This is a genomic window from Pseudomonas sihuiensis, from assembly GCF_900106015.1.
GTDB lineage: Bacteria > Pseudomonadota > Gammaproteobacteria > Pseudomonadales > Pseudomonadaceae > Aquipseudomonas > Aquipseudomonas sihuiensis.
The window spans coordinates 3,808,149-3,822,016 of sequence record NZ_LT629797.1; the positions used below are offsets into that span (position 1 = coordinate 3,808,149).

Below are 13,868 nucleotides of genomic sequence, written 5' to 3' on the forward strand. Positions count from 1 at the left end.
ACCTCATCAAATCACGGCAGCCTGCGAGTGCTTGAGGCCGAACCATTGCAGTTCGGCCAGCAGCGCTACCGCCAAAGCCTGAGCGATGACGAAGGCCTGGCCGAACAGGTTCGGCGACACCCAACCCACCACCAGCAACAGCAGGCTGTCGACCACCCAGACGACGTTGACCGCGATCACCGCCCAGATCGCCTGGCGACTGATTTCGGCGCGGTTGGCCAGCCATACCAGCAGAGCGGCGAAGGGCAGCAGGGCACTGCCGGCGACCAGCAACAGCAGGCGCGGCAGTTCGAGGAAGGCACCCAGCCAGCCTGCCGCCAGTATCAGCAGCAGGCCGGTGAAACCGCTGAGCAGGCCATCGATCAGCAGAGCGTTGCGTAGCATCGGGGAAGGTTGCAGTGCGTTCATGGCGAATCCTCCATAAGGGCACCGGGCTGGTGCCTGGCCTACAGATTTCGCCGAAACCAGCAGCGCGTCGATTACCTGCCAGGTAATGGCTGACATGACCTGGCTGGACTATCGTGCAGGCCATGAATAGCCAATCCCAGACCGCCGGCGCCCTGTTGCGCCAATGGCGCCAGCGACGCCGCCTGAGTCAGCTCGACCTCGCCTGCGAGGCCGAGATTTCCACGCGTCATCTGAGCTTCGTCGAAACCGGACGCGCCCAGCCCAGCCGCGACATGCTGCTGCACCTGGCGGAACAGCTGGACATGCCCCTGCGCGAACGCAACCGCCTGCTCGCTGCCGCCGGCTTCGCACCGCTGTACAGCCAGCACGACCTGGCCGACCCGGCCCTGGCACCGGCGCGCCAGGCCATCGAACAATTGCTCAAGGCCCATGAGCCCTATCCGGCCCTGGCCATCGACCGCCAGTGGAACCTGCTGGCCGCCAACGCGGCAGCCACCGCCTTTCTCGCCGGCATGCCGGGTTTCCTGCTCGGCCCGCCGCTCAACGTGATGCGCCTGTCGCTGCACCCCGAAGGCCTGGCTCCACGCATCGCCAACCTGGCGCTGTGGCGCGCGCATCTGCTGATGCGCCTGCAGCGCGATGCGGAGATCAGCGGCGACGAAACCCTGTTCGACCTGCTCGACGAGCTGCGCGGCTACCCGGCGCCGGCAGAAGTTCCGGCGCCACCGAGCGACGCCGTGCTGGTACCGCTGCAGCTGCACAGCGAGCACGGCGTGCTCAGCCTGATCAGCACGATCACGGTGTTCGGCACGCCGAATGACGTGACCCTGGCCGAACTGGCGTTGGAGACCTTCTTCCCCGCCGACGCCTTCACCGCCGAGTACCTGCGCAATCTGATGAAAAGCCCCTGAACGGTAGCGATTTCCGACGAAATCACTCTTTCGGGTCATGCTCCGCTACGCTTGGCGCAGTAGTCTTGACCGTGCGTCGTTGACGCTGCCAATGCATACCTGCTCAAAACAATAACAAGGAGCACCCCGGATGCGCTGTAAAGCACTGTTGCGTCATGCTTTTCTCTGGTCGCTCGGACTCTTCGTCGGGCTCTCTCCCGTGGCCTTCGCCGAAGCCGTCAGCCCGCAGGAACAGATTCAGATACACGCCAGCCGCGCCACCAGCAGCCTGATGCTGTTACGTGGCGAAGGTTTCCAGAAGACTCATCAGCAGCGCCTGGAGGCTGACCTGGCCGCTCTGGCCAGCGCCATGCAGAGCCTGCCTCAGGGCAGCTCCGAACTGGCAAGCGCCCATCAGGCGCTCGTTACCCAATTGCGCAACGGCGTTTCCTATGGCCCCGGTGACGAGAACGTGCCCTGGCGCTTCCCCGAAGACCTCAGCCGAGCCCTGCGCGACTTTCTCAGCGCGGCCCGCGCACTGCCTGGCGCCGAGGGGCAAAGCGAGCTGGCGGCCAAGGTCGAGTACCTCAGCGTGCAGTACCTCAGCCGCTCCTATCTGGGTACCTTCGAGATCGCCCGTGAGCAACCCGGCACCTACCTTGGCCAGGACGAACGTCTGCTGCTACCTGCCATCGACAGCGAGCTGCACGCGCTCAAGGAACAATCCGACCCGCAGGTGAGCAAGTTGCAGACGCGCTGGAGCTACCTGCGCGCCGCGCTGGCCGACATGAACAGCCAGAGCAACACGCTGCAGAGTGTCTCCGGCCGTCCCTTCGCGCCCATCACCGTGGATCGCCATGCCCGCTCGATAACGACCCAGTGGATGGCGATGTACTAGAAAGGCTCGCGGCTGAAGCCCCTCCCACGGAATCTGTGGGAGGGGCTTCAACCGCGACGAACAGAAGAGGCAGCGCGTTCAGGCCAGCGCCTTCTTCTCGCGGATGCAGGTCGGCCCGGCGCTTTCCAACACGGCCCGTTCGACCTCCTTGCGCAGGCCGAGCAGGAAGGCCAGCTCAGCGACTACGAACAGCGGGCCGACCACCAGCCCCATGATGTCGTCGACGAACGCCGGCTTGCGCCCTTCGTAGTAGTGGCCGATGAACTGGATGATCCAGCCGACCACGAACAGACCGATGCCGGCTGACAGCCACAGCGCGGTGGAGGCGCTCGCCAGGCCGGCTCCAGCCCACAGGCACAGCCCCAGCAGCAGCGTCATGAGCAAACCGAAGCGGGTATCCAGACGCAGGTAGAACAGGGCGGCGGCCAGGGCGGTGAGGGTGGCTGGCGCCAGCCAAAGGCCGGCAAGTTCGAAGCCTGGGCGCGACAGCAGCACGGCGACAGCCAGCACGATCATCGGGATACCGATGAAATGGCTGGCAATGTTGCGTCGGTCGCGATGGTAGGCGGCATACTGCGCCAGGTGATCGACGAGGGTTTTCATTGTTATCGTCCTCATGTGTGAAACGGGCCCGAGCATGATCACCCTGCCGCGGCCCGCTGCACTGTCGGCTAGCCGACAATGGCGCCGCGCAACCTCACAGGAGCCGCAATGCCCGATCCCCGTGACTACGTCAGCCAGCTGAGCCAGGGCCACTGGTTCGCCGCGCTACCCCAAGAACTGCGCCAGAGCCTGTTGGGCATCGCTCAGCTGCAGCGCCTGGACGCCGGCCAGCGGCTGTTTCGCCGTGGCGACAAACCCAGCGGGCTGTATGCAGTGGTCGAAGGTGCGGTGCGCGTCGGCGCCGTCAGCGAGAACGGCAAGGAGGCGCTGCTGACCCTGGTCGAGCCGCCCTACTGGTTCGGCGAGATTTCCCTGTTCGATGGCCTGCCGCGCACCCACGATGCCTTCGCTGAAAGCGCCAGCACCCTCCTGCTGCTGCCCCAGCACGATCTGCTCGCCCTGCTCGAATGCCAGCCGCAGTACTGGCGCGATTTTGCCCTGCTGATGAGCCACAAGCTGCGCCTGGCCTTCATCGCTTTGGAAGACATGAGCCTGCTGCCCGCCGCACCACGCCTGGCCCGGCGCCTGCTGCTGATCGCCGAGAACTACGGCGAAAGCGAACCACGACGGGTGCTGCACCTGGCTCAGGAACAGCTGGCGCTGATGCTCTCGCTGTCGCGCCAGACCACCAACCAGATCCTCAAGGACCTGCAGGCGCAAGGCGTGGTCCAGCTGACCTACGGCGAAATCGAGATTCTCGACTTCGAGCGCCTGCGCCAGCTGGCCTCCTGAACTGCTGGCGCCCTGCCACTGTCCAAGGCTTGTATTTTTTCCCGGTAGTCCCCTGCATGCCCGATAGCGCCCGTACCCCGTTGCCCGATGTACTCGCCGGCCCGTTACTGCGACGCGTGGAGCCTGGCCGGCTGGTGCTCTGGCTGGTGGCCAGTCGCGCGCTGGACCTGCAGCTGTGGCTGCAGGCCGAAGGCGAACAGCCGCGCACGCAGAGCCTCGACGCGCATTGCCAACGGCTGCCACTGGGCCGCCACGCCGTGCTGCACCTGATCGACCTGCCGCTGGAGCAGGCGCTGCCGCAGGATGTGCGCATCGCCTATGACCTGCAGATCATCGAAAGCCAAGGCACTCGTGGCATGGCCGACTGGGCGCCGCACTTGCTCTACGACGGCGCCGAGCATGCCGACTTCGTCCTGCGCTCACGGGTGGACCAGTTGCTCCACGGCTCCTGCCGCAAGCCGCATCACGCTGCTGCTGACGGCCTGCTCTGCGCCGACCGCCTGCTGGCCGGGCAGCACGACGCCAGGCAACGCCCGGCGCTGCTGCTGATGAGTGGCGATCAGGTCTACGTTGACGACGTCGCCGGGCCGATGCTGTGCGCCATTCACCAGCTGATCGCCCGCCTCGGTCTGTTCGACGAGTTTCTCGAAGGCGCCGTGGTCGAGGACAGCCAGGCGCTGTATGGCCACCCGGTCGGCTATTACCAGCGCGCCGACCTGCTGCCGGCGGTGAAGAGCAACCAGACCCTGCGCGACAGGTTCTTCGGCGGTGTGGAGAAACCCGTCTTCACCAGCAACAGCGCCGACAACCATCTGGTGACCTTCGCCGAGATGATCGCCATGTACCTGCTGGTCTGGTCGCCGCTGCCCTGGACGCTGATCAGCGCACAGCCGCCGCCGCTGAGCGCAGAACAGCAGCAGCGTTATGCTCGTGAGCGCGAGCGCATCGATGCCTTCCGCCAGAGCCTCGGCCAGGCTGCACGGGTGTTCGCCCACCTGCCGACGCTGATGATCTTCGACGACCACGACGTCACCGATGACTGGAACCTCTCCGCACGCTGGGAACAGACCGCCTACGGCCACCCGTTCTCCAAACGCATCATCGGCAACGCCCTGCTTGCCTACCTGCTGTGCCAGGGCTGGGGCAACAACCCCGATGTATTCGATGAGCCGCTGCAGGCCTTTGCCGACCTGCTGCAGCAGCGGCAGAACAAGCATCTGCGGGCCGCAGCGCAGGACGCGCTGATCGACCAGTTGCTGCATTTCGAGCAATGGCACTACGTGCTGCCGACCACGCCCGCGCTGCTGGTGCTGGACACACGCACGCGTCGCTGGCGCAGCGAAGGGCATTTGTCGAAACCCTCGGGGCTGATGGACTGGGAGGCGCTGTGCGACTTCCAGCAGGCACTGCTCGATCACCCCAGCTGCATCATCGTCTCGCCGGCGCCGATGTTCGGCGTGAAGCTGATCGAGGGCATCCAGAAACTGTTCACCTATGCCGGCCACCCGCTGATGGTCGATGCGGAAAACTGGATGGCGCATCGCGGCGCGGCCAGCGTGATGATGAACATCTTCCGTCACTCACGCACACCGGGGGACTTCGTCATCCTCTCCGGCGACGTGCACTACTCCTTCGTCTACCGCGTGAGCATCCGTCACCGGCGCGCCAGCCCGACCATCTGGCAGATCACCAGCAGCGGCATCAAGAACGAATTTCCGCACAAACTGCTGGACTGGTTCGACCGCCTCAACCGCTGGCTCTACGCGCCCTGGTCGCCGCTCAACTGGCTGACCAAACGCCGGCGCATGCGCGTCACCCCGCTGATCCCCGACCGCAGCCGCGCAGGCGAACGCCTGTGGAACGGCGCTGGCCTCGGTCAGGTGTTCTTTGATGAAAAAGGCCGGCCCAAACGCATCATGCAGCTCAACGCCGATGGCTCGAAGCCTGTGACCTTTATCGGCGAACGTGAAGAGCGGTCAGCCCCAGTCATCACGCCTCGCAGAAGCAAGACGGCTCGGTAGCATGAGTCTTTGGCTTTACTCTTTGCTCAGGCGAGATTTGAGATCAATCCATGCAGGATCATTACTACCCTTTCCATCTCTTTGGTGCAGTCTTCGCGTCTGCAACCGAGGCGCAGCAATACGTTTTCGAACAGTGGGAACCAGAGCCCCCCGAGGGCGCCACCGATGCCGAGTACGCAGCCTGGGAGGAGCGAAATCCGACCTGGCGGCTAGCTGAGGAGCTGGAGTTCTACATCGATTCGGATTTTGTGGAGCTTGCCGACAGCCTCGCGAACGTGATTTCCCAGATTCGAAGCGCGGATGAAAGTGCGTGGCTCAGTACCAACGCAAAGGCATTCAGTCACTTCATCATCATTTCGGATAACCCGGATGCAATCTGGGCCGATCGACGCCCTGACGCCTCGCAAACAAGACCTGTAACCCGTCCCCCCGAAAGCACAGCAACCCTCACCTATCTCGGCCGATTCAACTGACCAGGGCGCGCCTTAGCAAGACCCTCTAACCCAGCACAGGCCGCATGAAACTGCGCTCGTAACTGATGACGCAGCGGGTTTCCTCAGCGTATTTGAAGGCCGCCAGGCATTCGGCATCGGCGAAGGAGTCCTGCCGATAGCGCTCGTAAGCAGCCAGGCTGGGGAAGCTGAACAACGCCAAAGCCACATTGTTGGCGCCCTCGGATGGCAGGAAATAGCCGTGGTGCGTGCCGCCGAACTTCGCGACCAGGGGAATCCACAACTTGGCGTAATGCTCGAAGGCTTCGAGCTTGTAAGGGTCGATGATGTAGCGCAGGTAACAGGTGATCATTCAAACCTCCGGGCACTGGATCAGTGCCAGGATATGAACATAACCGGCAACCGAACCGCCATCGTCACCTGCAACAACGCTCAACGCATCTTCTCAAGCATCTGGTAGTACCACATGCCGGCCGCCAGCATCGGGTTGCCGAGCTGGTCGCCGAGCGGCACCTTGATGTGCTTGCAGGCGGCGAAGGTGTCGTACTGCTCCAGATCGCCGGTGATGGCCTTGGCCATGATCTCACCCATGATGTGGGTGGTGGCGATGCCATGGCCGGAGTAGCCCTGGCAATACCAGACGTTGGACGACAGCTTGCCCAGCTGCGGGATGCGGTTCATCACGATGCCCATGGCGCAGCTCCACTGGAAGTCGATCTGCACGCCCTTGAGTTGCGGGAAGGTGCGCTCGATGCACGGCCGCAGTTCACCGGCGATATCGCGCGAATCACGCCCGGAGTAGTTGCAGCCGCCGCCAAATAGCAGGCGACCGTCGGCGGTGAGGCGGTAGTAGTCGAGCACGAAGCGGCAGTCGTATACCGCCAGGTCCTGCGGGTTGATTTCTTTCGCCAGCTCGCCCAGCGGCGCGGTGGTGACGATGCCGCCCATGGCCGGAAAGATCAGACCCTTGAGCTTGCGCCGCTCCAGCTTGTGGTAGACGTCACCGGCCAGCAGCACTTGCTTGGCCTCGATGCGCCCGCCCGTGGTAACCACCGCCGGACGCTTGCCGTGGACGATCTCCAGCACCTCGGAATGCTCGAAGATCAGCGCGCCCAGGCTCTCGGCGGCCCTGGCCTCGCCGATGCACAGGTTGAGCGGGTGCAGGTGCATGTTGCGGGTGTTCCTGATCGCCCCGCAGTAAAGCTCGCTGCCCAGGTGCGCACGTACGCCGGCGGCGTCGAGCAGGGTCACATCATCGCCCATGCCACGGCGCAGCGCTTCATCGTAGGTGGCCTTGAGCTCGTCCATATGGCTGGCTTTCATTGCCGTATGCAGGTGGCCGTGCTTGAGGTCGCAGTCGATGCCGTACTTGGCCACGCGGTTCTTGATGATCTCGTGGCCGCGCCAGCGCAGGTGCCAGATGAAGTCGTCCACTTCATCGCCCAGCGTGTTGCGCATCTGCTTGCGCATGGCCTCGTCGCCGGACAGGCTGCCGGTGACCTGGCCGCCGTTGCGCCCGCTGGCGCCCCAGCCGACCTTGTTGGTTTCCACCACGGCCACCTTGAGGCCGCGCTCGGCCAGCTCCACTGCCGTGGCGATGCCGGTGAAACCGCCACCGATGATGGCCACGTCGACGGTGACACTGCCCTGCAGTGTCGGGTAGTCGCTCTCGAAGTTGAGCGAGGCCGAGTAATAGGAGGGTGCGCGCTCGGCGGCAGGTTTGGCGGGTTGCTTGATCATGTTCACTGCATGTCCTTGTGGCGGCAAGCCGCCGTAGGGTGCGCTGTGCGCACAGTTGAATCCGTATTCGCGGACAAGTCCGCACCCACAAGCCCCTGCTGCGCCCTGTGGGAGCAGCCTTGGCCTCGAAGCTGTTGTCCCTCGACTCAGGCGTTGCTCAGATACCAGCGCCAGTCCTGCTCGCCAACCTCGCCCATGAACTGGCGATACTCGGCGCGCTTGACGGCCACATACACCTTGAGAAATTCCGCGCCGAAAGCTTCGCGTGCCCACTCGGACTGCTCCAGCGCCTGGATCGCTGCCGACCACTGGGTCGGCAGGTACTCGGTGGCCTGGGCGTATCCATTACCTTCGATCGGTGCGCCGGGATCGAGACGTTCACGAATGCCCCGGTGAATGCCGGCCAGAATCGCCGCAGCGGCAAGGTAAGGGTTGGCGTCGGCGCCACAGATACGGTGTTCGACGTGGCGGGTCTTGGCCGGGCCACCCGGCACGCGCAGGCTGACGGTGCGGTTGTCCACACCCCAGGTTGGCGCCAGCGGCGCGTAACTGTTGGCCTGGAAGCGCCGGTAGGAGTTGGCGTTGGGGCAGAACAGCAGCAGCGAGTCGAGCAGGCTGGCGAGCATGCCGCCAACGGCGTGACGCAGCAGCGGCGTGCCGGCGGGATCAATGCTGGCAAACAGGTTGTTGCCCTGCGCATCGGCCAGGCTGACGTGCATGTGCATGCCGGTGCCGGCAATCTCGGCGAACGGCTTGGCCATGAAGCAGGCCTGCATGCCGTGGGCATGGGCCACCCCCTTGACCAGACGCTTGTAACGCACCGCCTGATCCATGGCCGCCAGCGCCGGGCCATGCTCCAGGGTGATTTCCACCTGGCCGGGGGCGTACTCGGAAATCGCCGTACGCGCCGGGATGCCCTGCGCCTTGCAGGCCATATAGAGATCACGCAGGAACGGCTCGATCTGTTCCAGCTCGCGCAGGCCGTAGACCTGGGTCTGCCGTGGGCGGCCGCCATCGGCGTCCAGCGCCGGCTGCGGGCGGCCCTGGGCGTCGCGCTTCTGGTCGAGCAGGTAGAACTCCAGCTCGCAGGCCATCACCGGATGATAGCCATCGGCTGCAAGCTGCTCGATCACCCGTAGCAACAACTGACGCGGGTCGGCTGGCGTAGCCGGCAGGCCTTCGCTGGGGTGCATCGACACCTGCACGGCAGCAGTGGGCAACTGCCGCCAGGGCAGGCGCACCAGGCTACCGGCCAGCGGGTAGGCGCGGCAGTCGATATCGCCCACCTCCCAGACCAGGCCGGAGTCCTCGACGTCCTCACCCTGGATGGTCAGCCCGAGCATGGTGCTCGGCAGCGGTCGCCCCGTTTCATAGAGCGCGAGCAGTTCCTCGCGGTGCAGCAGTTTGCCGCGCGGCACGCCATTGGCGTCGAGGATGAACAGCTCGATCAGTTCGATATCGGGATTGCTGGCCAGGAAATCATGGGCTTCCTGTACAGCTGCGAAAGTCGTCATATCGCACTCGCTTGCGCCAGGTGGGCGCTCGGTGTCCGCACGGCCCGTTCGATTTTTGAACAGGTTGCACAGGCAGACAAGGTCATGGCAGCGGCTGCGGGCTTGGCGCAGCCATCGGAGTCAGCGGGTGGGGGCGACGTCCGGCGGGCGAGCGTGGCGGCAATGCCACAGCGCCCAGAAGGCGAGAATGATCGTCAGCAGCGGGTTGAGGCGCTCCAACAGACGCCGCCGCGCAGGGGCGCAGTACAGCGGAACATGGATTTGGCAGGCCGGGGAGATCATGGCTTGGCAGCGTCGCACAGGGTTTGACGTGCGTTAAATCGGGTTTTTCATACGCTTGGTTATGCACCCACTAAACAATCCATCGCTAACGCTTAGCCATGGCTCAGGCCAGGCCGTAGGGTGCGCCATGCGCACCAGCTTTCAAGCGGCGCTCAGCAGAACGCGAACAACTCAAGGCTCCGGCCGATAGCCCAGGCGCAAACCGCCCCAATGCTTGCCCTGCACCATGATCGGCACCGACAGGTCGTGCATCAGCTCGCCGGTGTCGCGCATATAGGTCTGCAACAGCAGTGCCTGCCTGTGGCTACCGCAGCGGATGCCGGTGCGGTCGTTGAACAGGCGCTTGCTACGGCTCTTCGTTGCATCTACCGCCGGGTCACCGCTGGGCGGGTGGTTGAACGCGGCGTTATGGGTCGGCACGTAGCCTTCCGGGGTAGTGGAAATGGCGAACACCAACCCTTCATGGCGCTTGAGCAAGGGCTCCTGCAACGCCGGCAGCACCTGGTCGGCATACTGATCGAAGCGCGTGCGGTACTTCTGCGGCTGGGTGCCGGCGATTGGTTGGTAGCGACGGTCGAACAGATCGTCGAGACCGATGCGCCCGGCCTGCAGATCCTGCTCGAACTGCGCCGCGATGGCAGCGGCGCCTTCACGGGCCAGGTCATAGGCACGCTGGTGGTAATCATCCAGACCCACTTCGGCGAGCTGCTCGCTGACGGTCTCGGCCTGGCCGACCAGTTGTTCAGCGGCGTCGGCCAGTTGCCGCGTCTGCCCTTCGCTGCCTTGCACATCGTCCTGCAATTGCAGGGAGGCAGCCGAGAGGCTGGCCAGGCGCTGGTGATTGTCCGCCGTGCCGGCGCTGATCTGCGCCACCTGCTGCTCGACCTCCTCGGCCTGGTCAGCGATGCCGTGCAGGCGGCTACCGGCTGTCTCGATCTGCTGCGCGGCCTGTTCCAGCTCGACGCTCTGGCGCTGGATATGAGCGACCACCGCCGCGCTCTGCTGGCGGATGTCGGCGACCATCTGGCTGACTTCCTCGGTGGCGCTGGCGGTGCGCGCGGCAAGGTTGCGCACCTCGTCGGCGACCACGGCAAAACCACGACCCATCTCACCGGCGCGGGCGGCCTCGATGGCCGCGTTGAGCGCCAGCAGGTTGGTCTGGCTGGCGATGGACTGGATCACCTGGGTGACCTGCTCGATCTGTTCGGTACGGCTACCGAGACCATCGATCAGCTCGCGACTGGCCAGGGTCTGCGCACTGAGCTGCTGCATGCGTTCGATGGCCTGGTTGAGTTCGGCCTGACCGTTGGCGCTGGCATCACGCACATGGCGGGCCGCAGCCAGGGTCTGCTCGGCACGAGCGGCGCTGTCCTGCTCGGTGTGGGTGATGGCCTCGGCGGCCTGGCTGACCTGCTGCACCGCCGTCAGCTGAGATTGCAGGCGACCGGCCAGATGCTTGACCGCATGCGCCACCTTGGCTGCGGACAGCGCGTTGTGGCAGGTGTGGCGCGACAGCCCGCGACTGAGCTCGACGAAGTCCGTGCTGGCGGCTTGCTGCGCGGCGGGCGAACTGTCGTCGCGACGCTGCCATGGTCCCAGCCAGGGCCACAGTGCCAGTAGCAGGAAAGAAAACACGCTGACATAGGGCGGTAGCTGCACCTGCTGGTAGACCAGCATCAATGCAGCCAGCCCCAGGGCGTGGAAAAGACAGGCAACAGGCGAACGGACAAAGGCAACTTGCATGACCGACCTCAGAGTTCTTGTTCTGGTGCGCGGCGAGGCGCTGTAGGCGGACGGAGTCACGGCGGGTTCTCTCCTTGAATATCCCACGCAACCTGGGCAGCAGGCTACGTGTACGACAGGCCCGACGAAAAATAAGCCTATGCAGGCCGGGCACGATGACCGGGATTCGAGCAGCTTGGAAGCGCCAGCACCATGAAACTTTGGTAGCAACCTGCCATGGATTTAGACAGGGCCCCATCAGGATCAACACGGCATCCAAAGCTGTCTTTCGCAGAAAACCCACCCTGAGGCGTCGCGCCTGCACACTCGCTATATCGACACTTAACTCAGTGGCATTAGCAGGCTGTTGAAAAACCACCTCGGCTCTGGCCTCCTGCATCCGTGCAGCCGTAGCCCAGGTTTCAGGCTTGCTACCCCACCATGCGATGGCGCTTGACGAAGCGCCGGTCCAGCCAGTCCTTGCAGTGCCCGTACAGCTGCCCGCCCGCGCTCCAGTCGTGCCAGCCGAGCAGCGCCCCGCCATCGCCGGTGGCGAGCAGGGCCAGGCTCTGCCATTGCGCCCGATACTGGCGCAGCGGGCGCCCCTGCAGCGCGGCCTGCAGATTGGCGCTGAGTACTGGCGCCTGACGCACGGCGAAACGCCCGCTGCGGCGCATGCCGTCGAGGCTGGCGCTGTCGCCGACAGCGAAGATCTGCGCATGGGACTCGCACTGCAGGGTCGGACGAATGGCGATGAATCCGGCGGCGTCGCTGGCCAGTTGGCTCGCCGTCAGCCACGGCCAGGGACGTGCACCGCTGGCCAGCAGCAGGCGCCGCCCGCGCCATACCGGCTCGTCACCACTGAGCAGCCAGTCATCCTCGATACGGCCGATCGGGCAATGCTCGCGCACCTGCACGCCGCGCTGACGCAGATGCCCCAGTGCGCGCAAGCGCAGCCCCGGCCCCAACCCGTCGAGCAGGGTTCCGCCGCAGAACAGCGCCAGCGCCGGTACCTTGCCGGCCAGCGCCAGGGCCAGTTCCACACCACCGGCCCCGCCACCGAGAATCGCCATGCGCCGTGGCTCGGCCTGCCATTGCTGCCAGCCTTCGAGCATCCGTTCGATGGGCCTGGCGGCCAACACCTGCATCCCTTCGCCCTGCTGCGGTGGAATGGCCATGCCGGCACCGACGTTGAGCGACAGCCACTCACTCTGCAGGCTACGGCCATCCGCAAGTTGCAGGATGCGCGCATCGGCATCGAGCGACGCGATCTCGCCCTCGATCAGCTCGACCTTGGCCGCGCGGCACAGCGGCTGCAACTCCACGCGGCAGTCTGCCGGGCTGAAACGGCCACTGATCAACCCCGGCAACATACCGGCGTACCAGGCTTCCGGCCCGGGGCTGAGCAGGCCGATACGACCTGGCGGACGCTCCACCAGCGCCCAGCGGCGCAACACACCAAGGTGGGCATGGCCGGCCCCGGCCAGGATCAGGTCGTACTGGGTCATGCGTTGTTGCATCCGTCGCGGTATTGGCTCGGCGTCTGGCCGGTCCAGCGTTTGAAGGCTCGGCCGAAGCTGCTGCTGTCGCTGAAGCCGAGCAGGTAGGCAATTTCGCTGATCGAACAGCGTGGGTCGCGCATGTGCCGCAACGCCAGGGCGTGGCGCGTCTCGCCGAGCAGCGCCTCGTAGCTGGTGCCCTCCTCGGCCAGGTGACGCTGCAGGCTGCGCAGGCTCAGATGCAGAGCCTGGGCGATACGCTCGGCGGAGGGCTCGCCATCAGGCAGTTGTGCCTCCAGGCAATTGCGCACCCGCTCGCTGCAGCTGGCTGCCTGCAGTTGCTCCAGGCTGCGCCTGAGCACCGTCTCGTTGTGTTCGGCCAGCTCCGGATTGCCGTCGTCCAGCCGTTGTTCGAACGCGGCGCGGGGAAAGCGCAGCAGGCTTTCGTCGGCATCGAACTGCAGCGGTGCGCGAAATACCGCCTGCCAGGGGGCCGGGTCGGTTGGCTGCGGGCGCTGCAATTGCACCAGCAGCGGCGAAAACTCCCGGTTCAGGCGATTGCGACAGCTGCGCACGTAGATCGCGGCAAAGGCGTCCAGCGCTTCAGGTGCAGGCGCAGGGCTGCCTGGCGGTACGCGAAAACGAAATTCGTAGACGTCTTCCAGCTGGCGTAACTCCAGCTGCAGCGCATCGCTGACCACCCGGTGATAACGCACGATGCGCTCGAACATCTCGCGCAGGCTGCTGCTGGCGATCAACGCATAGCCCAGGGCATGGAAGGTGGTCGGGCTGACGAACTGCGAAGTCTTCAGGCCCAGCGCCGGGTCACCACTGGCGGCCACCGCCAACTGCCACAGGCGCGTGGTGACCGACAGCGGGCAGCGCGCGTTGGGGTCGTCGAGCACTGCCGGGTCGAGCCCCGCCTCGCGGCACAGCGCAGCGCTGTCCAGGCCGAGGGCATCGAGCTGCTTGCGCAGGGCGCGGGTCCAGCTGGCCAGGGTGGTGGGTTCGGCGGTCATGCAGATTGGCGTATCCGGTAGGCAGGTT

General features: G+C 65.1%; 14 protein-coding genes. 5 read left to right on the forward strand and 9 right to left on the reverse strand.

What is annotated here, in order from left to right:
* Positions 1–6: 6 nt before the first annotated feature.
* The gene (locus tag BLT86_RS17925; protein ID WP_092378636.1) at positions 7–408 is read right to left on the reverse strand and encodes a hypothetical protein; all 402 of its coding nucleotides are present in this window, start codon (positions 406–408) and stop codon (positions 7–9) included.
* A 122-nt stretch (positions 409–530) separates the two neighbouring features.
* Here BLT86_RS17925 and BLT86_RS17930 point away from each other — a divergent pair, with 122 nt between their 5' ends.
* Positions 531–1,319, forward strand: coding sequence for an MmyB family transcriptional regulator (locus BLT86_RS17930; RefSeq protein WP_092378640.1), 789 nt, complete (start codon positions 531–533; stop codon positions 1,317–1,319).
* A 130-nt stretch (positions 1,320–1,449) separates the two neighbouring features.
* The gene (locus tag BLT86_RS17935; RefSeq protein ID WP_024310025.1) at positions 1,450–2,196 is read left to right on the forward strand and encodes a hypothetical protein; all 747 of its coding nucleotides are present in this window, start codon (positions 1,450–1,452) and stop codon (positions 2,194–2,196) included.
* 78 nt (positions 2,197–2,274) lie between these two features.
* On the opposite strand, the gene BLT86_RS17940 is transcribed toward BLT86_RS17935, so the two are convergent.
* Positions 2,275–2,799, reverse strand: a complete 525-nt coding sequence (locus BLT86_RS17940; RefSeq protein WP_092378643.1) for an Mpo1 family 2-hydroxy fatty acid dioxygenase — start codon at positions 2,797–2,799, stop codon at positions 2,275–2,277.
* Between the two features lie 108 nt (positions 2,800–2,907).
* On the opposite strand from BLT86_RS17940, the gene BLT86_RS17945 reads away from it, so the two are divergent.
* Genes BLT86_RS17945 through BLT86_RS17955 form a run of 3 tightly spaced genes read left to right on the forward strand, consistent with a single transcriptional unit; the run spans position 2,908 to position 6,085 of the window.
* The gene (locus BLT86_RS17945; protein WP_092378646.1) at positions 2,908–3,591 is read left to right on the forward strand and encodes a Crp/Fnr family transcriptional regulator; all 684 of its coding nucleotides are present in this window, start codon (positions 2,908–2,910) and stop codon (positions 3,589–3,591) included.
* A gap of 56 nt (positions 3,592–3,647) precedes the next feature.
* On the forward strand, positions 3,648–5,612 hold the full coding sequence (locus tag BLT86_RS17950; RefSeq protein WP_092378649.1) for a metallophosphoesterase family protein: 1,965 nt from the start codon (positions 3,648–3,650) through the stop codon (positions 5,610–5,612).
* 50 nt (positions 5,613–5,662) lie between these two features.
* On the forward strand, positions 5,663–6,085 hold the full coding sequence (locus BLT86_RS17955) for a hypothetical protein (RefSeq protein WP_024310029.1): 423 nt from the start codon (positions 5,663–5,665) through the stop codon (positions 6,083–6,085).
* Positions 6,086–6,110: 25 nt separating this feature from the next.
* Here BLT86_RS17955 and BLT86_RS17960 read toward each other — a convergent pair whose 3' ends face one another.
* The 7 genes from BLT86_RS17960 to BLT86_RS17985 all read right to left on the reverse strand — a co-directional run bounded on the left by BLT86_RS17960 (position 6,111) and on the right by BLT86_RS17985 (position 13,840).
* On the reverse strand, positions 6,111–6,416 hold the full coding sequence (locus BLT86_RS17960; protein ID WP_024310030.1) for an NIPSNAP family protein: 306 nt from the start codon (positions 6,414–6,416) through the stop codon (positions 6,111–6,113).
* A gap of 80 nt (positions 6,417–6,496) precedes the next feature.
* Positions 6,497–7,804: an NAD(P)/FAD-dependent oxidoreductase gene (locus BLT86_RS17965; RefSeq protein ID WP_092378652.1), complete on the reverse strand. Its 1,308-nt coding sequence runs from the start codon at positions 7,802–7,804 to the stop codon at positions 6,497–6,499.
* Positions 7,805–7,950: 146 nt separating this feature from the next.
* Entirely contained in the window at positions 7,951–9,318 is a 1,368-nt protein-coding gene (locus BLT86_RS17970; protein WP_092378655.1) for a glutamine synthetase family protein, read from the reverse strand.
* 120 nt (positions 9,319–9,438) lie between these two features.
* Positions 9,439–9,600, reverse strand: a complete 162-nt coding sequence (locus BLT86_RS25955) for a hypothetical protein (RefSeq protein WP_167377330.1) — start codon at positions 9,598–9,600, stop codon at positions 9,439–9,441.
* Between the two features lie 171 nt (positions 9,601–9,771).
* Complete coding sequence (locus BLT86_RS17975; RefSeq protein ID WP_197676070.1) at positions 9,772–11,343, reverse strand: methyl-accepting chemotaxis protein; 1,572 nt, start codon at positions 11,341–11,343, stop codon at positions 9,772–9,774.
* A 410-nt stretch (positions 11,344–11,753) separates the two neighbouring features.
* Positions 11,754–12,830, reverse strand: a complete 1,077-nt coding sequence (locus BLT86_RS17980; RefSeq protein ID WP_017676049.1) for an FAD-dependent oxidoreductase — start codon at positions 12,828–12,830, stop codon at positions 11,754–11,756.
* Complete coding sequence (locus BLT86_RS17985; protein WP_092378662.1) at positions 12,827–13,840, reverse strand: AraC family transcriptional regulator; 1,014 nt, start codon at positions 13,838–13,840, stop codon at positions 12,827–12,829. Before BLT86_RS17985 ends, BLT86_RS17980 begins: the two co-directional genes overlap by 4 nt.
* Positions 13,841–13,868 lie beyond the last annotated feature (28 nt).

Coding starts and splice junctions, on each gene's coding strand:
- BLT86_RS17925 (WP_092378636.1), bottom strand. CDS start 408: ATGAACGCACTGCAACCTTCCCCGATGCTACGCAACGCTCTGCTGATC.
- BLT86_RS17930 (WP_092378640.1), top strand. CDS start 531: ATGAATAGCCAATCCCAGACCGCCGGCGCCCTGTTGCGCCAATGGCGC.
- BLT86_RS17935 (WP_024310025.1), top strand. CDS start 1,450: ATGCGCTGTAAAGCACTGTTGCGTCATGCTTTTCTCTGGTCGCTCGGA.
- BLT86_RS17940 (WP_092378643.1), bottom strand. CDS start 2,799: ATGAAAACCCTCGTCGATCACCTGGCGCAGTATGCCGCCTACCATCGC.
- BLT86_RS17945 (WP_092378646.1), top strand. CDS start 2,908: ATGCCCGATCCCCGTGACTACGTCAGCCAGCTGAGCCAGGGCCACTGG.
- BLT86_RS17950 (WP_092378649.1), top strand. CDS start 3,648: ATGCCCGATAGCGCCCGTACCCCGTTGCCCGATGTACTCGCCGGCCCG.
- BLT86_RS17955 (WP_024310029.1), top strand. CDS start 5,663: ATGCAGGATCATTACTACCCTTTCCATCTCTTTGGTGCAGTCTTCGCG.
- BLT86_RS17960 (WP_024310030.1), bottom strand. CDS start 6,416: ATGATCACCTGTTACCTGCGCTACATCATCGACCCTTACAAGCTCGAA.
- BLT86_RS17965 (WP_092378652.1), bottom strand. CDS start 7,804: ATGATCAAGCAACCCGCCAAACCTGCCGCCGAGCGCGCACCCTCCTAT.
- BLT86_RS17970 (WP_092378655.1), bottom strand. CDS start 9,318: ATGACGACTTTCGCAGCTGTACAGGAAGCCCATGATTTCCTGGCCAGC.
- BLT86_RS25955 (WP_167377330.1), bottom strand. CDS start 9,600: ATGATCTCCCCGGCCTGCCAAATCCATGTTCCGCTGTACTGCGCCCCT.
- BLT86_RS17975 (WP_197676070.1), bottom strand. CDS start 11,343: ATGCAAGTTGCCTTTGTCCGTTCGCCTGTTGCCTGTCTTTTCCACGCC.
- BLT86_RS17980 (WP_017676049.1), bottom strand. CDS start 12,830: ATGACCCAGTACGACCTGATCCTGGCCGGGGCCGGCCATGCCCACCTT.
- BLT86_RS17985 (WP_092378662.1), bottom strand. CDS start 13,840: ATGACCGCCGAACCCACCACCCTGGCCAGCTGGACCCGCGCCCTGCGC.